Here is a 17,887-nt window from a genome sequence, read left to right as displayed (position 1 = left end):
CGGCCATGCAAGGACTGTCGGAGCACGAACGCTACAAACCCTATAACTCACGCACCATCCGCGACACACCTTACTGGCACAAGCTGACGCCGGCGTTGCAGGAGGCCATGACCGTGGTGGCGCGGGTCATGCCGTTTCGCACCAACGAATACGTGCTGGGCACGCTGATCGACTGGAACAACATTCCGGACGATCCTGTTTTCCGTATGACCTTTCCCCACAAGGACATGTTGCTGGCGGAGGAATATGCCTCGCTCAAGCAATTGATCGAGCTGGATGACAGCGCAGCGATCAAGCGTCGGATCGAGGCGATCTGGCGGCGCATGAACCCGCATCCGGCCGGGCAGTTGACCCACAATGGTGTCACCCTCAACGGCAAAATCCTGCCGGGCATCCAGCACAAGTACCGCGAGACCGTGCTGTTTTTCCCCGGTGCCGGTCAGACCTGTCACGCGTACTGCACCTTCTGTTTCCGCTGGGCGCAGTTCATCGGCGAGGAAGAACTCAAGTTCAACGCCCGCGAGTCCCAGGAACTGGTCAGTTACCTGAGGGTGCACAGCGAAGTCACGGACGTGCTGATTACCGGCGGCGACCCGATGATCATGAACACCCGCTCCCTGGCCGGTTACATCGAGCCGCTGCTGGCGTTGCCACACCTGAAGAACATCCGTATCGGCACCAAGTCCGTGGCGTACTGGCCGCAGCGTTTTGTCAGCGACAAGGATGCGCCCGAGTTGCTGGAGCTGTTCCAGCGCATCGTTGCGGCGGGGAAAAACCTGTCGATCATGGGCCACTACAACCACCCGGTGGAGATCCGTCAGGCCATAGCCCGCCGGGCCGTCGAGCGCATTCGCTCGACGGGCGCGACGGTGCGCATGCAGGCGCCGCTGATCCGCCATATCAACGAAAACCCCGCCGATTGGGCCGCGCTGTGGACCGAAGGGGTGCGGCTCGGGGCCGTGCCTTATTACATGTTCGTCGAGCGCGATACCGGCCCCAGCCATTACTTCGCGATGCCGCTGGCCCGGGCCTTCGAGATCTTCCAGGCGGCGTACCGCACGGTATCGGGGCTTGCGCGAACGGTGCGCGGGCCGTCCATGAGCACCTTCTACGGCAAGGTGTTGATCAACGGCATCGAGACTGTCGCCGGGGAAAAAGTCTTCGTCTTGCAGTTCCTTCAGGCACGCAATCCGCAATGGGTGTTGCGCACGTTCTACGCGCGCTTCGATCCGCAAGTGACCTGGTTCGATGACCTGCAACCGGCCTTCGGCGAGCGGGCGTTCTTCTTTCAGACCGAGCTCACCGCCGTGCCGGAATTGATACCCGTGTTGCTGGAAACGGCGTAGGAAAAATCATGAACAATGGGGAGATATGGATATGAGCAGTATCCCGTTTGATCAGCGCGAGGGCGTTATCTGGCTCGACGGCGAGTTCGTCGAGTGGTCCCGGGCACAGTTGCATGTGCTGACCCATGGCCTGCATTACGCGAGCACCGTGTATGAAGGCGAGCGGGTTTACAACGGCAGAATCTTCAAGCTGCGCGAACACAGCGAGCGCTTGTATCGCTCGGCGCAACTGATGGACTTTGCCATCCCCTATGCGCTGGCTGAACTGGAGGCGGCCAGCCACGAACTGCTGCAACGCAACAAGGTCGTCGATGGCTACCTGCGCCCGGTGGCCTGGCGCGGCAGCGAGATGATTTCCACCTCGGCGCGTTTCAATCGTGTGCATGTGGCCATCGCGTGCTGGCAGTGGCCGAGCTATTTCGACCCGGCGGCGCGCATGGCCGGCATCCGCTTGAAAACCGCGACCTGGCGCCGCCCGCCACCGAGCAGCAGCCCGTTCGAAGCCAAGGCCTCCGGGCATTACCAGATCGCCACACTGAGCAAGCACGACGCCGAGAACACGGGTTACCACGATGCGCTGATGCTCGACTGGCGCGGCCACGTCGCCGAAGCCACCAGTGCCAATGTGTTCTTCGTCAAAGGCCGGACGCTGCACACCCCGGCAGCGGATTGCTTCCTCAACGGCATCACCCGCCAGACGGTGATCGAACTGGCCAAGGCGCTGGACTACCAAGTGGTCGAACGCACGATTTTGCCTACAGAGCTTGGCGACTTCGACGAGTGTTTTCTCACCGGCACCGCCGCCGAAATCACCCCGGTGCAGAGCATCGATGAACAGCACTACCGACCGGGCGACGCCTGCCACGACTTCATCGCCGCTTACACCTCAACCGTAAACGCCTGATCACCCGCCAGGAATCTCACCATGTCAGACCAAGGGATTGTTGCGTCTCAACCTTGCATTTCACTCGGCCATCGTCACGAAGAACTGTCGACGTTGGGCTGGACGGTGCTGACCCCAGACGAATTTGCCGATGATGTCGTAGGCACCTTGCGCGAATTCGGCCCGATCATTCCGCAGTTCAACGGCCAGATGGCCTTTCCCATTACCCGCAAGCCGGGTTACGAAGACTTGCCGTATTCCCAGAGCATGAACGGCATCGGCCCGCACACTGAAGCGCCGGTCTATGGGCCGCCGCCACGTTATCTGGCGTTGCATTGCCATAAACAGGCCACGTGCGGTGGCGGGCACACCGGGTTGGTGGACGGCTACGAGTTTCTCAAGTCCCTGGAACACAGCGAGCCGCAACTGCGTGAGTGGCTGGATGACACGCCGGTAGAATTTATCGCCACCGCCAAACCGGGCGAACCGGGACAGCGGCGGGTCAAGGAGTACATCCTCACGCCTACGGAAGACGGGGATATTTTCCGCTTCAGCTACAACCAGTTTCACTACGGCGACGTGAATCCGTCCAAGGAAGCGTTGCAGCAATCGCTGGTTGCCAACAGCACCTCGCCACTGGCCAGGTTTGCCGTGCTCGGCGAAGCGTACTTCGTCGAGCACAACGTTCCGGTGCTGATTCCCGACGGATGCCTGCTGATTTGGGACAACTGGCGAATGATCCACGCCCGCAGTCGTTACACTGACCCGGCGCGCAACCTGACCCGCTATTGGCTGGCCTGATTTTTCCGGCGCCCTTCATTCTTTTGGCGTACCCCTTGGCGGGTACGCGCCTTACAGGTATCGCGTCATGCAAACAGCAATCGAGATCGCCCAGGTCGATCATCAACTGATCGTGCGGCTCAACCAGGCCTGGACCAAGCGCGCCACGGTGTGTTCGCCGGACAGGGCCCAGGTCAACGAAGCATTCGACCCGGCGCGCCCGGATTACCCGGAGTGCATGGTGCCGTTCTTTCACCATCCGAAATTCCAGGCCTTGAGCGACGAGCTCAAGAGCAGCGTGGTGACCTGGGGGTGGATCGGCTACAACCTGCGCACCGTCACTGCCGAGGAACATGTGGTCAATCCGGCGCTGAGCGTCATCGCCAATCAGTACCTGGGCAAGGATGACTGGCATTTTCGCGAGGCCATGCAACAGACCCTGATCGACGAGCACTACCACACGCTGATGCACCTGCGCGCCATCGAGCGGACCAAACTCGACCGGGCGCTGGATCAGGATCTGGACTTGCCGCCGTCCGTCACTTACCTGCGCCTCAAAGCCCAGCGTGAAGCACTGCCCGAGCAATGGCAGCGGGATCTGGCGGCGATCACCTTTGCGGTGGTGGCCGAAATCAGCGTCAACGCCTATCTGGACCTGCTGGCGGACGACCAGACCATCCAGCCGCAGAACCGCCGGGTGGCCGAGCTGCACAACCGCGACGAATACGCCCACAGCAAGGTGCTGGCCGAAGTGGCCAAGGTCATGTACGCGAACATGCAGCCCATCCAGCGGGAATTTTTCGCACGCAACCTGTCGGTGGCGCTGAGTGCTTTTATCGCCCAGGACTACTCGATGTGGGAGGCGATTCTGACGCAGCTCGGGGTCGAGGATGCGGCGCTGATCATTGCCGATACCCGCGAGAGCAACAAGAACGCGACCATCATGCGCGACTACAGCGGCCTGCATAAGCTGGCTCAGGACCTGGGCATCAGCGACCAGATCGATTTCGATTTCCGCCCGACCCTCAAAACCACGGCGGTCGCCTGAACCCGGAGGTGTCCATGTCTGCTCCTGTGTACGAAGTCTTCGCTATTCGTGTCGGCGCAAACGCCCAGCGAACCGCCAGGGAGAACTTTCTCTACGACGCCTGCTGCGGTGATCCGAATGCGCCGATGCCGCTGGACTACTACTTCTGGGTCATCCGCAACGAGCAGCAGGTGGTCGTGGTCGACACCTGTTTCCAGCCGTCCACGGCGGACCGGCGCAATCGCCAGATGTATCGCCTGCCGGAAGAATCCCTGCGGCAACTGGACATCAATCCGGCCCGGGTCGAGCACCTGGTCCTAACCCATTTGCACTGGGATCATGCCGGCAACCTCGGGCTGTTCCCGAAGGCGACGGTGCATTTGCAGGAAGCGGAACTGCGTTTCTGCACCGGGCCGAAAATGGCCCATCGCACGGTGAACAAAACCTACGAGGTCGAGGACGTGATGTCGGCGCTGCCGCCGCTGTTCGAAGGGCGGATGCGTTTGCACAACGGTGTTGTCGAGGTAGTTCCCGGCGTGACCCTGCACCCGGTGGGCGGGCATACGCCGGGCAGCCAGGTGGTGCGGGTCAATACCGAGCGCGGCTGGATTGTGCTGGCCTCGGATGCAGCGCATTTGTGGGTCAACATTCGTCAGCGCAGTCCGTTTCCGATCCTTGATGACCTGGCGCAAACTCTCGAAGCCTTCACCGAGATCGACCGCCTGGCCGACAGCGAAGACCACGTCATCCCCGGCCACGACCCGCTGATCGCCGAGCGTTTCCCGCACTGGAATGACGACCCGCATATCATTTGCCTGCACCAGAATCCGCTCTGAAAATCACCCCCACAGGGGGTAGTGTTAGCCCTGATTTTTCAGGATGCGCCCCAACGTCTGCAGTGCTTCATCAATCCGCGGCGAATACGGCGCGCCACAGCCAATGCGCACAAAGTGATCGAAGCGATTGGCATTGGAAAAGATATCCCCAGGCGAAATCTGGATACCGACGTTCAACGCATCATGAAAAAACGCGATGGACGAATGCCGGCGAGGCAGTTCAACCCATAACAACGTGCCGCCCTGGGGGTTGGTCACGCGGGTGCCGAGGGGGAAGTAGCGAATAATCGCCTCGCTCATCTGTTGACGTTGTTGGGTCAGGGTTTTCCTCAACCGCCGTAGGTAGCGCTCGTAGGAGGGTGTACGCATGAATTCGCTGGCCGCCATTTGCGATAACGCCTCGCACCCGCGCGACTGCGCATGTTTGAGCATCTCCACGCGGTCGTGCCATTTGCCGGCGCTGATCCAGCCCAGGCGCATTCCCGGTGCCAGGGTTTTGTTCAACGAAGCGCAATAGATCACGTTGTCGGTGCTATCCCAATGTTTGAGCGTGGACAGCGGCTGCTCGGTGTCCACCAGGTCGCCGTAGGTGTCGTCCTCGATCAGCACGGTGTTGTGCTCTGCACACAGTTTCACCAGCCGGGCCTTGTTGGCGTCGGGCATGATGCTGCCCAGCGGGTTTTGCAGGTTGGGAATGACGATCAATGCCTTGACCCGTTCGGGGCCTTGCAGCAGCCGTTGCAGGGCCTGCAGATTGAGCCCGGTGTGGGCCGAGGCCGGGACTTCCAGCGCGCGCAGGTTCAGGCTTTCGAGAGTTTGCAGCAGACCGTAGAAGGTCGGCGACTCCACGGCCACGGTGTCGCCGGGGCGGGTGACCGCACGCAAGGCCAGGTTGATCGCTTCGGTGGCGCCGTTGGTGATCACGATCCGCTCGGGGGCCAGGTGGGTCTTGCTGGCCAGTGCCCGCCGGGCCAGGATGTTGCGCAATGCGCTGTTGCCGCAGGCGCCGCCCGCGGTGCCGAACAGGCAGGCGTCGTAACGCAGGGCCTTGATCATGTTGTCTTGCAAGGTCTTGAGCGGATAAAGCTCAGGCGCGCAGTAGGCGCTGGCAAAATTGACCTTGATCGTCGCGCGCTGACTGGCCTTGAGCACCGCGCAGACCTGTTCATGAATGCCGACATACGCGCGGGTGTCCGGCGCTGGTGCCAGGGCAATCGGGGCGGGCCTGGGCAGGGTGTCGGGCTGGCGAATGTAGTTGCCGGAACGCGGCCGGGCTTCCAGCACACCGTAGTCTTCCAGTTCCCGGCACACCTGCACGGCGGTCGACAGGCTGACGGCGTGTTTTTCCATCATCAACCGGATCGAGGGCAGGCGTTCACCGGTTTTCAGGGTGCCGCTGCGGATAGCGTCCAGGTAGTGGTTGGCCAACTGGCGATACAAGGGGGTCGTGTTCATGATGACCTCGGCAGTTGCACCACTGAGGTCTGGGCTGGAAAGTGAGTTGACGCTCCCCGCAGGCGGACCCGTGGTGCTCATGGGTGAAGGGAAGTGTGGTTCTGCGTCGATACTGGAAGAGTAATCGCGGTTTTGCCCGAATCACGGGCAATAAAAAGCCCCGCTCTGATGGCGGGGCTTTGGGTGTTACATTCTTAAAGGTATTACGTGACGGATCTGTGGCGAGCGAGCTTGCTCGCGCTGGACTGCGTAGCGGCCCTAAAAACCTGACAGCAATTGCCGATTTTTTTTGAGTGCTGCGCACTCAAGCGCGAGCAAGCTCGCTCGCCACAGGCAGTCTTCTCACCACAGATCAGGGTGGGGCGCCTTACTGCGCTGCGATGCTGTACCCATCGAACGCGGTCTGCTGCTGCAGGGCGGTGATGATGTTCTTGCGGTTGACCGCTTGCTCGGCGCCGCTGTTGTCCAGGAACGTCTCGCTTTCCAGTTCTGCCTCTTCGCCTTCACCAACGAAGGTGAAACCGAGGAATTCCAGGGCTTCACGGTCGACGTTCAGGCGCGAGCGCGGGGTGCGCAACGGCAAGGTGACGCTCATGCCGTCCTTGCTGATGGTGAACACTTCGACTTCTTTCTTGGCCTTGGCGGCTTTGCTCTTGCCGCTGCCCGGGTTGCTGATGGCCTGGTGGGTCTGGTTCAGCACTTTCAGGGCCAGGCCGTAGACGATTTCCTGGAACGCCGGGTCGTCCTTGAAGCTGGACAGGATGCGGCTGATCGGGAATTTGCTGCTCAGGTCTTCGAGGGCGGCGATGTCGGCGGCCTCGACGTCCTTGAGCTGCTTGAGCTGGCCCATCAGTTCGTAGGCTTTGTCATCGTCGAAGCTGTCGTGGGCCTGACGGATGGCGGCACGCAGTTCGCGGATCTGGTCGCTTTCGCGGGTGGACTGGAAAGCGTCCAGCACCATCTCGCTGATGGTCTTGGCCTGGGGCACGTGTTGTGAAAGATTGATGGAGTTTTCGTATTCCGCTTTGGACGACAAGGTGACTACGGTTTCAGCGGTATTGGAATCGGACATTGAAATTTCACTACTTCTATAACTTGAATTGGGGCGAGAAAGCCCGGGGGCTTTTTCAGGTCGCCTAATCTATTGGACCGGGGCGGCGTTGTCACGGATCAACGGGCGGCTGGTCATTTTTTTGCTCCCCTGTAGGAGCAGCCGGTCGACGCTCGAATGCTCGCGATGCAGGCGCCTCGGACTGTTAGGCCTGTCTGGGTGTATTGAGGTTCATCGACCGCACCGCCAACGCAGTCGCCGTTTCCTCATCGATCGGCAAAGAAAACCGAAACGTCGCCCCCCGCCCCGGCACATCGATCAACTGTATCTCGCGCCCATGCAATTGCAGGATGCGATGCACAATCCGCAGCCCCAACCCGCCATCACGCCGTGCGCCGCCGATATTGAACGGACGCAGGAACAACCCTTCGCGCAGTTCCGGGGCGATGCCGGGGCCGGTATCGCTGACGGTGACTTCGATAAACGATCCTTGCGGGCGCAGGCCCAGTTCGACCTCGCCACCGGCCGGGGTATGGCGCAGGGCGTTGTCGAACAGGTTGGTCAGCACCCGTTCAATCAATCCGAGGTCCGCACAGGCCGCCGAGGCATTAGGCGCGAAGGTGGCCTTGAGTTTGACTTTGCGCGCCTCGGCGGTGAGCTCGAATTTCTGGAAGATGTCCTGGGCCAGGTCGGTCAGGGAAAAGCGTTCCAGCACCGGCTGCACGAAGCCGTGCTCCAGCCGCACCAGTTCCAGCAGCGACTGCGCTAGACCACCGACCTTGCGGCTCTGGTCCAGCGCGATGCCCAGATAGCGACGGCGGTCGGCAGGGGACAGCGTAGCGTCCTTGAGCGACAGGGTTTCCAGATAACCGTGCAACGAGGCCAGCGGCGTGCGCAAGTCGTGGGAGATGTTCGCCACCAGTTCGCGGCGCTCCTGGTCCTGGCGGGTCAAAGAGCGCCATTGCTCGCCCAGGCGGGTCTGCATCTGCCGGAACGCGGCATCGAGCACGGCGATTTCATCGTGACTGGCGGCTTTTTCCACCGCGACGGGCAGGGCCGGGGTGACTGGAACGCCATCGATGTCGAACTGGCTGACGGTTTCAGTCAGGCGGCGCAACGGCCGGGTAATCAGGGCAAACGCCGTGAGACCGGCGATCAGGCACAGCAGCGCCACCAGGCCGATGGACAGCAGCGCTGTGTTGAGTGCCGCGCTGGTCGCACCGCGCTCGGCCAGGCGGTCGTGATCCTCACCGAGCAGCACCACGTAGAGATAACCGGCCGGCTTGCCGTCGACCTTCAGCGGCGCAGCGCTGAACACCTTGCGTGCATCGACGCTGCGCGGGTCGTCGCCGAGAATCGGCAGGGCATCGCCCCGCAACAGGCGCTGGATTGGCGCCAAGTCGATCCGCTCACGACGGATCCGGCCCTCGGGCGCGGCGCTGCCGACAATCTTGCCCTCGGTGTCGAGCAGGTACACCTCGACGCTCGGGTTGACCTGCATCAGTTTGCTGAACAGGTCACGCACGGCATTGGGCATCAGGCCTTGGGTGTCCATCAGCACCGTGTCACTGGCGATGTGCTGCGCCAGGTCCCGGGACAAGCCTTGCACCACTTCCTGCTCATGCATCTGGTTGGAGCGCACCTGCAACCACGCCGACGTGCCGCAGCACACCAGCAGCAGCACGGCGAACACCAGGGACAGGCGTTGCGTCAGGGTCAGCCTCATGGCTGCGGCTCCTCGCCTGTGGCGAACTTGTAGCCGCGGCCCCAGACCGTGAGGATGCGCACCGGTTGCGCCGGGTCCGCCTCGATCTTGGCGCGCAGGCGGTTGATGTGGGTGTTGACCGTGTGCTCGTAGCCTTCATGGCTGTAGCCCCACACGGCATTGAGCAGGTCCATGCGCGAAAACACCTTGCCGGGCTGGCGGGCGAAGAAGTACAGCAAGTCGAATTCCCGGGGCGTGAGGTCCAGGCGCCGTCCGTCGAGGGACACTTCGCGGGTGATCGGGTCGATGGCCAAGCCATCGGTGAGCAGGCTGCCGGCGTCCATCTTCAGGTTGCGCGCCATGGCATCGACCCGGCGCAGCAGCGCCTTGACCCGGGCCACCAGTTCAAGCATGGAAAAGGGCTTGGCCAGATAGTCGTCGGCACCCAGCTCCAGGCCGAGAATCCGGTGCACTTCGCTGGAGCGCGCGCTGGTGATGATGATCGGCGTGTAGCGAGCCATGGCGCGGGCGCGGCGGCAGATTTCCAGGCCGTCGACACCGGGCAGCATCAGGTCGAGGACCAGTGCGTCCCAGTTGCCTTGCTGCAGCAGGCGCATGCCTTCATCGCCATCGGCGCTGTGCACCACCTCGAACTGCTCATCGCGAAGATGCAGGCAGATCAGGTCGGCGATATGCATATCGTCCTCGACCACGAGGACGCGTTTGGTCTGTTCCATACAGCTCAATCCTTCGGCGCAATGGACGCATTGTGCGGGTTTTTCAGGGCCCGAGTTATCACGAATTGTTTAACTTCCCGTGAGGATTTGGCGATCACCCAAAGCCTAGGCTGTGTTCCATGAAACACCCCTGGATTTTTTGGAGACGAGCATGTTTTCACGACGGCAATTTCTTCTAGTGAGCGGCGGACTGGGGGTGGCAACACTGGCGATCGGCCTGTTGCCGAAGTTTTCCACAGGCACCGCATTAATCAGCGAGGCCAGCGCAGCGGAGGCATTCGAAGTGACCCACAGTGACAAAGAATGGCACGCCATCCTCAGCGATGAGCAGTACGACATCCTGCGCGAAGAGGGTACCGAACGGGCCTACAGCAGCCCGCTGAACAACGAGCACCGCGATGGCACCTTCGCCTGCGCCGGTTGCGACCTGCCGCTGTTTTCCTCAGCGACCAAATTCGACAGCCGCACCGGTTGGCCGAGTTTCTGGGCACCCCTGGACAAGGCCGTGGCCACCCGCCAGGACCGTGCGTTCGGCATGGTCCGCGAAGAGGTTCACTGCCGGCGCTGCGGTGGGCATCTGGGCCATGTCTTCGACGACGGCCCGAAACCCACCGGCCTGCGTTACTGCATGAACGGCCTGGCGATGAAATTCGTGCCGAAGACGGTGTGATTCCCCTCCACTCACTTTTTGCAGGTAATCGCCATGTGGCTGCTGGTCCTCGCTTATCTCGGTGGTGTGCTGACGATTGTCAGCCCGTGCATTCTGCCGGTGTTGCCGTTTGTCTTCGCCCGCACCGGGCAACCCTTCGTCAAAAGCGGATTGCCGCTGCTGGTGGGCATGGCGCTGACCTTCGCGCTGGTCGCCACGTTGGCGGCGGTGGGCGGTGGCTGGGTGGTGCAACTCAACCAGTACGGGCGCTGGCTGGCGCTGGTGTTCGTGGCGTTGTTCGGTCTGACGTTGTTGCTGCCGCAATTGGCTGAACGCCTGACCCGGCCACTGGTGGCGGCGGGCAGTCGTTTGTCGGAGGTGGCGGGCGCCGATTCGCGGCCGCGTCCTGGCGCTTCGTTTCTGATCGGCGTGGCCACCGGCCTGTTGTGGGCGCCCTGCGCCGGACCGATCCTCGGTTTGCTGCTGACCGGTGCGGCGCTGCAAGGCGCCAGCATTCAAACCACCTTTTTGCTGCTGGCGTATGCCGCCGGTGCTGCCACGTCCCTCGCGCTGGCCTTGTTGCTGGGCGGCAAAGTCTTCGCCGCGATGAAGCGCTCGATTGGCGCGGGTGAATGGCTGCGTCGCGGTCTGGGCGCTGCAATGCTGGCCGGTGTGGCGGCGATTGCCCTGGGGTTGGATACGGGGGTTCTGGCGCGGTTTTCCACGGCGTCGACCGGCGGAATCGAGCAAGCGTTGGTGGAGAAACTGTCCGGCAAGTTACCGCGTAACAGCGGGGCGATGATGGCGCAAAACACGACCTCCGCGGGCGCGGTGCAAGTGGCCGAGAAATCCCCGGGCACCTTGCCGGTCGAAGGCAACCTGCCGTCACTGGAGGGCGCCGTGCAATGGCTCAACTCGCCACCCCTCGATGCCCAGGCCTTGAAAGGCAAGGTCGTGCTGGTGGATTTCTGGACCTACTCCTGCATCAACTGCCTGCGTTCGCTGCCCTATGTCAAAGCCTGGGCCGAAAAATATCGCGATCAGGGCCTGGTGGTGATCGGCGTGCATGCGCCGGAGTTTGCCTTCGAGCGCGACGTCAGCAACGTCACCAAGGCCATGAAAGACCTGGGCATCAACTACCCGGTGGCCATCGACAACGAGTTCAAGATCTGGCGCGCCTTCAACAACGAGTACTGGCCGGCGCATTACTTTGCCGACGCCCAGGGACGCATTCGTTATCACCATTTCGGCGAAGGCGCGTACGCCGAGTCGGAGCGGGTCATCCAGCAATTGCTGCGCGAGGCGGGGGCGGCCAAGGTCGCCGACGGGCTGATCAGTGCCAAGGCCGACGGCGTGCAAATGGCCCCGGACAACGACGCCGTGCAGTCGCCGGAAACCTATGTCGGCTACCAGCGCGCTGAGCATTTCGTACCGGAAACCGCGCTGGTGCCGGACAAGGTCGCGGCCTACAACCCGCCGGCGCAACTGGCCCTCAACGACTGGAGCCTGGGTGGCCAATGGCATGTCGGCCCGGAGCGAGCCACCGCCAGCGCACCGGCCAGCCGCATCGTCTATCGCTTCCACGCCCGTGATTTGCATTTGGTGCTCGGCCCTGGCGCCGATGGCAAACCGGTGCGCTTCAAGGTGCTGATCGACGGCAAGGCGCCGGGCAATGACCACGGCATGGACGTGGCCCCCGATGGCAGCGGCACCGTGACGGACCAACGCTTGTATCAACTGGTGCGCCAGAGCGGCGGCGTGACCGACCGGACCTTCAGCATCGAGTTTCTTGATCCGGGTGCGTCGGCTTACGCCTTCACCTTCGGCTGATTACTTCCAACGATTCAGGAGTTCGCCCCATGAAAACACTCTTTACCTGGCGCCGTACCCTGCTGGGGCTGGCGGCTGCCGGCATCATCAGCCAATGCTCGGCGTTCTCCTTCGGTGGCGCCGAAGAGGGGGTCATCCTTCCACCGCCGGCCCTCGACGAAACCACCCAGGCCCGCAGCGAAACCGCGGTGTTCGCCGGCGGCTGCTTCTGGGGTGTCCAAGGGGTGTTCCAGCATGTCAAAGGCGTGAAGAACGCCGTCTCCGGCTACGCGGGCGGGGCGGCCAATACCGCGCAATATGAGCGCGTCAGCAACGGCAATACCGGCCATGCGGAATCGGTCGAAGTGACCTTCGATCCTGCTCAGGTCAGCTACGGCACCTTGCTGCAGATCTACTTTTCGGTGGCGCACAATCCGACCGAACTCAACCGCCAGGGGCCGGACAGCGGCACCCAGTATCGCTCGGCGATCTTTACCAAAAGTGCCGAGCAGCAGCGGGTCGCACAGGCCTACATCGCCCAGCTCGACGCCGCCCATGCCTTCGACAAGCCGATCGTGACCAAGCTCGAAACCTTCAACGGTTTCTACCCGGCGGAAGAGGAGCATCAGGACTTCCTGACCGAACATCCGACCTATCCGTACATCGTGATCAACGATTTGCCAAAGGTCGCGCAGTTGAAGCAGCTGTACCCCAATCGATATCAGGAACAGCCGGTGCTGGTGAAGGCGGGGATGTAAATGCATGGCCTATTCGGCCGACGGGTGCTTGCCCCACATCTGCACGGCGAATTCGACGAAGCGCCGCAGTTTCGGCAAACGGTGGCGATCCTGGGCGTAGACCAGGTGCATCGGCCGACTGGGCGGGCAGTAATCGGGCATCAGGGCCAGCAGTTTTCCGTCCTTGAGGTCTTGCTCGACCAGGGCATCGGGCATCATCACGATGCCCATGCCGGTGCGCGCCGCTTGATGCAACCCCGCCGAACTGTTGATCAGCATCGGCCCGCCGACCCCTACGCTGACTTCGCCATCGGGACCGGCCAGGCGCCATTCCTTTTGCACCGATTGCCAGTCATCCCCGGCCGGATAGGCAAAGGACAGGCAATCGTGGTGTCGCAGGTCTTCAGGCGTTTGCGGTGTGCCCCGCCGGGCCAGGTACTCCGGTGACGCGCACATGGTCAGGGTGTAGTCGATCAGCGGGCGGGCGATCAGGTTGGAGGGCTCAAGCGCCCCGAGGCGAAACGCCACATCGAGGCCGTTTTCCAGCAGATCCGGGCGTCGGTTGGTCAGGACCACGTCGAGTTTCACCCGCGGGTTTTGCCGGCTGAACTCACTCAGTGCCGGCGCCAGGCGCTCGGTACCGAAGGTCAAGGGCGCGGTGATGCGCAAGATGCCGCTCGGTTCGTCCAGCGCCTGCTCGGCCAGTCGCTCGGAATCGGCCACCAACCCCAGCACTTCCAGGCAGCGCTGGTAATACGCGGCGCCGAACTCGGTCAGCCGCTGGCGCCGTGTCGTGCGGTTGAGCAGGCGCACACCCAGCCGTTGCTCCAGGGCCTTGAGGTGGTTGCCGACCATGGTCGTGGACATTTCACACTGCAAGGCGGCGGCGGTCATGCTGCCGGTCTCCACCACTTTGACGTAGACGGTCATTGCCTGGAACAGATCCATTATCAAGCTCTGCTTTTAAATGATTGAAGTTTTACAGTGTTTATCCAGCTCGGGTGGCTAACCATACTGCAAAAACACCGACCCCTGCTGGAGCTTGATGTCATGACCGCCGCCTGCCTGATGAGCACTTACCAACCCTTGGCCTTGAGTTTCAACAAGGGCCTGGGCACTCGCCTGTGGGATCAGGCCGGTCGCGAATACCTGGATGCGGTTGCCGGTGTGGCGGTGACCAATGTCGGCCACTCCCACCCGAAAATCGTCGCTGCCATCACTGAACAGGCCGGGTTGCTGCTGCACACCTCGAACCTCTACAGCATCGACTGGCAACAGCGGCTGGCGCAGAAACTGACGCGGCTGGCGGGCATGGACCGGGCGTTCTTCAACAACTCCGGGGCCGAAGCCAACGAAACCGCACTGAAAATCGCCCGGCTGCATGGCTGGCACAAGGGCATCGAGCAGCCGCTGGTGGTGGTCATGGAGAACGCATTCCATGGCCGCACCCTCGGCACCTTGTCGGCCAGCGATGGTCCGGCCGTGCGCCTGGGTTTCAACAAGCTGCCGGGGGATTTCGTCAAAGTGCCGTTCGGCGACCTCGACGCGCTGGACAAGGTGCAACAGGCCTTTGGCTCGCGGATCGTGGCGATCCTGATGGAGCCGATCCAGGGCGAAAGCGGTGTGCAACTGGCGCCACCGGGCTATCTCAAGGCCGTGCGCGAACTGTGCAACCGGCGCTCATGGCTGATGATGCTTGATGAAATCCAGACTGGCATCGGCCGCACCGGCCAGTGGTTCGCGTTCCAGCACGAAGGCATCGTCCCGGACGTCATGACCCTGGCCAAGGGCTTGGGCAACGGCGTGCCCATCGGCGCTTGCCTGGCCCGTGGCAAGGCAGCCGAACTCTTCACGCCGGGCAGCCACGGCAGCACCTTTGGCGGTAATCCGCTGGCCTGCCGGGTCGGTTGCACCGTGCTGGATATCGTTGAAGAACAAGGGCTGCTGGAAAACGCCCGGCTTCAGGGGGAGCGCCTGCTCGAAAGATTGCGCACAGAACTGGCGGGCAACCCGAACGTCTCGCAAATCCGCGGCCAGGGCCTGATGATCGGCATCGAACTCAAGCAACCGATCCGCGACCTGAGCCTGATCGCCGCCCGGGATCACGGTTTGCTGATCAACGTCACGCGGGGCAAGACCATCCGCCTGCTACCGCCGCTGACTATTGATGAGCGGGAGGTGGAGATGATTGTCAGAGGGGTGGGTCGGGTGGTGAAAGCGGGCTGAAGTTCTGCTCAGTAATGGTATCTGCACATCACGACGCGTATTTCGCCGTCTTCAACGGCGTAGACCAGTCGATGTTCAGCCGTTATCCGGCGTGACCAGAATCCGCTCAGGTTATGCTTGAGCGGTTCGGGTTTTCCCAGACCGTCGAAAGGCTCACGCTGGATAGCTTTGATCAACAGGTTGATACGTTTGAGCCCGGCCTTATCGTTCTGCTGGAACCAGAGATAATCGTCCCAGGCTTCAGGGGTGAACTCGATATTCATTCTTCAATCAGTTGCCTGGTTTTTGTTTTGCCCGCTCGCAGGCTACTGATTGATTTGATCAGGCGTTCAGCGTTGGCTGGGGAGCGCAGCAGATAGGCTGTCTCTTCGAGTGCGTTGTATTCGGCCAATGACATCATCACTACCGGCTCGCCTTTCTGGCGGGTTACCAGTAGCGGGGCGCGATCTTCATTCACCCGGTCCATGGTTTGCGCCAGGTGTGCCCGAGCGTTGGTGTAGTTGATGGTTTCCATGTGATTGTCCTCGCTTGATGCAGAGAACGTACAGAAATGAGTACATGTTAGCAAGGCGATACCTACGAGTGGTTGTTACGTGGAAAGTGCATCCACGCTTGTATCGAGTATCGCCGAATGTTCCTCAGGACGTTTCCGTGACTGATGTAATCCCATTCTGAGCTACACGCCATCCATCAGGATTGTCCGACCACAGCTGCAAAAATTTACGAGTGATGAACCAGCGCCGCGATTTCCTCCCGATCCCGCAGACGGATTTTCCCACCGCAAAACTCCTCGAACAGTCGCTGATGCGCCGCAAATCCACTTGACCCCTGCCGCTGGCGATAACTGCCCGCCCACTCCAGCAAGTCGATCAGCAACAGGTCCTGCTCATCGCGCCCGGCCTCGCGTTGTCGAATGTTGGCCACGCAATCCTCGTCCCCGACGCTCAGCCAGATCAGCGCAGTCGCCCGTGGCAGGAGTTCGCAGGCGATCCAGCCATACACGCCTTCGATCACCCAGCGCTCTTGTTCGGCCGCGATCCGCGCCATGGTCAATGCTTCGGCGCGGGGGCGGGGGATGCTGTGTTCGTCGGACAGCCAGTGAATCCAGTCGAGATCGGTCCAGGGCACATGCAGTTGCTCGGCCAGCCGCTGCGCCAGCCAGCTCTTGCCGGAACCGGAGTTGCCGATGATCAGGGTGCGGGTGAGGTCCATGAGCGACTCCGATCAATTGTGGGTACGAACCTGCTCGCGAAAGCGGTGCTTCAGTCAGCATTGATGTTGGATGTGCTGGTCTTACCGCGGGCAAGCCTACAGGTACACCAGAATCCGCCGGCCTGCGCGCCTTGAGGTCTATCGGTAACTTGCCGTGCGTCACTGCTCATCATTTCTGTAAGCCCTTTTATAGTGTCATGTTTTAGACATTGCCGTGATGTGGGAGGCTGTAGTAAGGGCGATCAGGTTGGCTCTGTTGTGAGTCGGGCTTACCTTTACTGTCGGGCTCAGGAAATCTATGTGATAACCAGAAGAACCGTCCCCGATTGCTATATGAACGCCATTAATCCCTTCGTTTAATTGAGAGTTGATTTTGTAGTTAATGCTATTTGCGATTGTGTCGTTTACTCCAATAGCAAACTCAGTCAGCTTGAGGCCTCTAGGCCCTGCTGCAAGATCCAATAGTTTTATGTGTTCATTGCCATTTATTTTCAGTGAGGTGATTGTGTTGTCTTCAATGGTCAATAGTGCACCTTCTTCAGATATGCGATCGCTCAACCATTTTAAAGAAATATTTAAGCCTTCTGGTAAAACAGGGTTGGGTCTTCTAAGAACTGTAAGTATTCCGGCTATTTTCAAGGTTCCGTGAAAGGAAAATGGACTCGGATCTTGTGGATTCATGTGAGCATAATGAACTTCAAAAAACTCCGCCACGGAATGAATGAAATCGTTTTCTATATCCTCCGTAATAAAAGCATAAGGCTGAGCGTGAGGGGCTATCGTTATTTGCGCGTCAGCGTCATTTCCAGTCAAGAAAAATGAGTTGTGTGAATTGAGCATGTTCAGTACATGTCTTTGTGTGCTTAGTGCTCGTTGAAAGTCGCTTACCAATAATAGATTGAAACTATAAAGTGCTGCTTTTAAAGTAGGCTCGAATACTTGTGTTGCGCAAAAGATGCTTTTTTTGTGTTTGGTGTTTTTCGCAATTTCAAATGTCTTTTTCGCTGCGTCATTAGTGAATGAAAAGATGATGCTATTTTTGGGGAGACTGTCGATGTCAGAGATGTTGAGTGTCTTGAATCCTAATTTAGAGCACTCTTGGAGGAACTCCTCAAAGTCCGCAATTATGGAAGGCTCTTCTTGACCAAAGAGCGTTGTTATCATCGATCTGGATAACATTGGTACCTCCTTTTTTGTCGGTGGGCGGCAAGAGTGATCTTGACGCCCATTTTCATCGTTTACTCTTCAGTATGAGCCCAAGCTAACGGCGCCCAGCCAAAATTTTCCGGGCCGGAAGTTATGCGGGTGAGCTTTTCTTTAACGACATTTTTCTTTTTCATTTGATCATCCTTTTTCATTTTGTTGGTTTTGTGCTCCCAAGTGGTCTTGAGGGGGCGAAATAATTAATACAGATTTTTTTGATGTATTAAATAG

At 60.4% G+C, this 17,887-nt stretch carries 18 protein-coding genes; 9 read left to right on the top strand and 9 right to left on the bottom strand.

Annotation, left to right across the window (positions count from 1 at the left end):
- Nucleotides 1–5: 5 nt before the first annotated feature.
- The 5 genes from AC1DVE_RS14700 to AC1DVE_RS14680 all read left to right on the top strand — a co-directional run bounded on the left by AC1DVE_RS14700 (nucleotide 6) and on the right by AC1DVE_RS14680 (nucleotide 4,872).
- The gene (locus AC1DVE_RS14700) at nucleotides 6–1,346 is read left to right on the top strand and encodes a KamA family radical SAM protein (protein ID WP_223459095.1); all 1,341 of its coding nucleotides are present in this window, start codon (nucleotides 6–8) and stop codon (nucleotides 1,344–1,346) included.
- A gap of 31 nt (nucleotides 1,347–1,377) precedes the next feature.
- Nucleotides 1,378–2,250 carry a branched-chain amino acid aminotransferase gene (locus AC1DVE_RS14695; protein ID WP_223534422.1) on the top strand — a complete coding sequence of 291 codons (873 nt, stop codon included), beginning with the start codon at nucleotides 1,378–1,380 and terminating at the stop codon, nucleotides 2,248–2,250.
- A 21-nt stretch (nucleotides 2,251–2,271) separates the two neighbouring features.
- Nucleotides 2,272–3,030: a TauD/TfdA family dioxygenase gene (locus AC1DVE_RS14690; protein ID WP_223459092.1), complete on the top strand. Its 759-nt coding sequence runs from the start codon at nucleotides 2,272–2,274 to the stop codon at nucleotides 3,028–3,030.
- A gap of 67 nt (nucleotides 3,031–3,097) precedes the next feature.
- Complete coding sequence (locus AC1DVE_RS14685; protein WP_223459091.1) at nucleotides 3,098–4,057, top strand: diiron oxygenase; 960 nt, start codon at nucleotides 3,098–3,100, stop codon at nucleotides 4,055–4,057.
- Between the two features lie 14 nt (nucleotides 4,058–4,071).
- Nucleotides 4,072–4,872, top strand: coding sequence for an N-acyl homoserine lactonase family protein (locus tag AC1DVE_RS14680; protein ID WP_223459089.1), 801 nt, complete (start codon nucleotides 4,072–4,074; stop codon nucleotides 4,870–4,872).
- A gap of 24 nt (nucleotides 4,873–4,896) precedes the next feature.
- Here the strand turns inward: AC1DVE_RS14680 and AC1DVE_RS14675 are convergent, their stop codons facing one another.
- From AC1DVE_RS14675 to AC1DVE_RS14660, 4 genes are all read right to left on the bottom strand, one after another.
- Nucleotides 4,897–6,327, bottom strand: a complete 1,431-nt coding sequence (locus tag AC1DVE_RS14675) for an aminotransferase-like domain-containing protein (protein ID WP_477784009.1) — start codon at nucleotides 6,325–6,327, stop codon at nucleotides 4,897–4,899.
- A 367-nt stretch (nucleotides 6,328–6,694) separates the two neighbouring features.
- The gene (locus AC1DVE_RS14670; protein WP_223459086.1) at nucleotides 6,695–7,399 is read right to left on the bottom strand and encodes a hypothetical protein; all 705 of its coding nucleotides are present in this window, start codon (nucleotides 7,397–7,399) and stop codon (nucleotides 6,695–6,697) included.
- A gap of 184 nt (nucleotides 7,400–7,583) precedes the next feature.
- Nucleotides 7,584–9,104 carry a sensor histidine kinase gene (locus tag AC1DVE_RS14665; RefSeq protein ID WP_223538279.1) on the bottom strand — a complete coding sequence of 507 codons (1,521 nt, stop codon included), beginning with the start codon at nucleotides 9,102–9,104 and terminating at the stop codon, nucleotides 7,584–7,586.
- On the bottom strand, nucleotides 9,101–9,820 hold the full coding sequence (locus AC1DVE_RS14660; RefSeq protein WP_008000098.1) for a response regulator transcription factor: 720 nt from the start codon (nucleotides 9,818–9,820) through the stop codon (nucleotides 9,101–9,103). Before AC1DVE_RS14660 ends, AC1DVE_RS14665 begins: the two co-directional genes overlap by 4 nt.
- 151 nt (nucleotides 9,821–9,971) lie before the next feature.
- Between AC1DVE_RS14660 and msrB the strand changes: the two genes are divergently transcribed.
- The 3 genes from msrB to msrA are packed head-to-tail and all read left to right on the top strand — an operon-like array spanning nucleotide 9,972 to nucleotide 13,036.
- On the top strand, nucleotides 9,972–10,490 hold the full coding sequence (gene msrB / locus AC1DVE_RS14655) for a peptide-methionine (R)-S-oxide reductase MsrB (protein ID WP_223459081.1): 519 nt from the start codon (nucleotides 9,972–9,974) through the stop codon (nucleotides 10,488–10,490).
- A gap of 33 nt (nucleotides 10,491–10,523) precedes the next feature.
- Nucleotides 10,524–12,299: a cytochrome c biogenesis protein DipZ gene (locus AC1DVE_RS14650; protein WP_477784008.1), complete on the top strand. Its 1,776-nt coding sequence runs from the start codon at nucleotides 10,524–10,526 to the stop codon at nucleotides 12,297–12,299.
- A 29-nt stretch (nucleotides 12,300–12,328) separates the two neighbouring features.
- Nucleotides 12,329–13,036 (top strand): peptide-methionine (S)-S-oxide reductase MsrA, encoded by a 708-nt coding sequence (msrA, locus tag AC1DVE_RS14645; protein WP_223532656.1) that lies wholly within the window; start codon nucleotides 12,329–12,331, stop codon nucleotides 13,034–13,036.
- A 9-nt stretch (nucleotides 13,037–13,045) separates the two neighbouring features.
- On the opposite strand, the gene AC1DVE_RS14640 is transcribed toward msrA, so the two are convergent.
- The gene (locus AC1DVE_RS14640) at nucleotides 13,046–13,963 is read right to left on the bottom strand and encodes a LysR family transcriptional regulator (protein ID WP_223543384.1); all 918 of its coding nucleotides are present in this window, start codon (nucleotides 13,961–13,963) and stop codon (nucleotides 13,046–13,048) included.
- Nucleotides 13,964–14,065: 102 nt separating this feature from the next.
- On the opposite strand from AC1DVE_RS14640, the gene AC1DVE_RS14635 reads away from it, so the two are divergent.
- On the top strand, nucleotides 14,066–15,241 hold the full coding sequence (locus AC1DVE_RS14635; RefSeq protein WP_223543383.1) for an aspartate aminotransferase family protein: 1,176 nt from the start codon (nucleotides 14,066–14,068) through the stop codon (nucleotides 15,239–15,241).
- 8 nt (nucleotides 15,242–15,249) lie between these two features.
- Here the strand turns inward: AC1DVE_RS14635 and AC1DVE_RS14630 are convergent, their stop codons facing one another.
- The 4 genes from AC1DVE_RS14630 to AC1DVE_RS14615 all read right to left on the bottom strand — a co-directional run bounded on the left by AC1DVE_RS14630 (nucleotide 15,250) and on the right by AC1DVE_RS14615 (nucleotide 17,632).
- Entirely contained in the window at nucleotides 15,250–15,504 is a 255-nt protein-coding gene (locus tag AC1DVE_RS14630; protein WP_015093589.1) for a Txe/YoeB family addiction module toxin, read from the bottom strand.
- Nucleotides 15,501–15,755 carry a type II toxin-antitoxin system prevent-host-death family antitoxin gene (locus tag AC1DVE_RS14625; RefSeq protein WP_223459208.1) on the bottom strand — a complete coding sequence of 85 codons (255 nt, stop codon included), beginning with the start codon at nucleotides 15,753–15,755 and terminating at the stop codon, nucleotides 15,501–15,503. Before AC1DVE_RS14625 ends, AC1DVE_RS14630 begins: the two co-directional genes overlap by 4 nt.
- Before the next feature lie 206 nt (nucleotides 15,756–15,961).
- Nucleotides 15,962–16,453 (bottom strand): P-loop NTPase family protein, encoded by a 492-nt coding sequence (locus tag AC1DVE_RS14620; RefSeq protein WP_223459210.1) that lies wholly within the window; start codon nucleotides 16,451–16,453, stop codon nucleotides 15,962–15,964.
- Nucleotides 16,454–16,648: 195 nt separating this feature from the next.
- Nucleotides 16,649–17,632, bottom strand: a complete 984-nt coding sequence (locus AC1DVE_RS14615) for a CgnE/CgnB domain-containing protein (RefSeq protein WP_223533762.1) — start codon at nucleotides 17,630–17,632, stop codon at nucleotides 16,649–16,651.
- Between the last annotated feature and the right edge of the window lie 255 nt (nucleotides 17,633–17,887).

The organism is Pseudomonas sp. P4_B4, assembly GCF_056402255.1.
This window is presented reverse-complemented; position numbering and strand designations above follow the sequence as displayed.

Bases quoted from the DNA above. Each gene is read 5' to 3' on its own strand.
- AC1DVE_RS14700 (WP_223459095.1), top strand. From the start codon at position 6: ATGCAAGGACTGTCGGAGCACGAACGCTACAAACCCTATAACTCACGC.
- AC1DVE_RS14695 (WP_223534422.1), top strand. From the start codon at position 1,378: ATGAGCAGTATCCCGTTTGATCAGCGCGAGGGCGTTATCTGGCTCGAC.
- AC1DVE_RS14690 (WP_223459092.1), top strand. From the start codon at position 2,272: ATGTCAGACCAAGGGATTGTTGCGTCTCAACCTTGCATTTCACTCGGC.
- AC1DVE_RS14685 (WP_223459091.1), top strand. From the start codon at position 3,098: ATGCAAACAGCAATCGAGATCGCCCAGGTCGATCATCAACTGATCGTG.
- AC1DVE_RS14680 (WP_223459089.1), top strand. From the start codon at position 4,072: ATGTCTGCTCCTGTGTACGAAGTCTTCGCTATTCGTGTCGGCGCAAAC.
- AC1DVE_RS14675 (WP_477784009.1), bottom strand. From the start codon at position 6,327: ATGAACACGACCCCCTTGTATCGCCAGTTGGCCAACCACTACCTGGAC.
- AC1DVE_RS14670 (WP_223459086.1), bottom strand. From the start codon at position 7,399: ATGTCCGATTCCAATACCGCTGAAACCGTAGTCACCTTGTCGTCCAAA.
- AC1DVE_RS14665 (WP_223538279.1), bottom strand. From the start codon at position 9,104: ATGAGGCTGACCCTGACGCAACGCCTGTCCCTGGTGTTCGCCGTGCTG.
- AC1DVE_RS14660 (WP_008000098.1), bottom strand. From the start codon at position 9,820: ATGGAACAGACCAAACGCGTCCTCGTGGTCGAGGACGATATGCATATC.
- msrB (WP_223459081.1), top strand. From the start codon at position 9,972: ATGTTTTCACGACGGCAATTTCTTCTAGTGAGCGGCGGACTGGGGGTG.
- AC1DVE_RS14650 (WP_477784008.1), top strand. From the start codon at position 10,524: ATGTGGCTGCTGGTCCTCGCTTATCTCGGTGGTGTGCTGACGATTGTC.
- msrA (WP_223532656.1), top strand. From the start codon at position 12,329: ATGAAAACACTCTTTACCTGGCGCCGTACCCTGCTGGGGCTGGCGGCT.
- AC1DVE_RS14640 (WP_223543384.1), bottom strand. From the start codon at position 13,963: ATGGATCTGTTCCAGGCAATGACCGTCTACGTCAAAGTGGTGGAGACC.
- AC1DVE_RS14635 (WP_223543383.1), top strand. From the start codon at position 14,066: ATGACCGCCGCCTGCCTGATGAGCACTTACCAACCCTTGGCCTTGAGT.
- AC1DVE_RS14630 (WP_015093589.1), bottom strand. From the start codon at position 15,504: ATGAATATCGAGTTCACCCCTGAAGCCTGGGACGATTATCTCTGGTTC.
- AC1DVE_RS14625 (WP_223459208.1), bottom strand. From the start codon at position 15,755: ATGGAAACCATCAACTACACCAACGCTCGGGCACACCTGGCGCAAACC.
- AC1DVE_RS14620 (WP_223459210.1), bottom strand. From the start codon at position 16,453: ATGGACCTCACCCGCACCCTGATCATCGGCAACTCCGGTTCCGGCAAG.
- AC1DVE_RS14615 (WP_223533762.1), bottom strand. From the start codon at position 17,632: ATGTTATCCAGATCGATGATAACAACGCTCTTTGGTCAAGAAGAGCCT.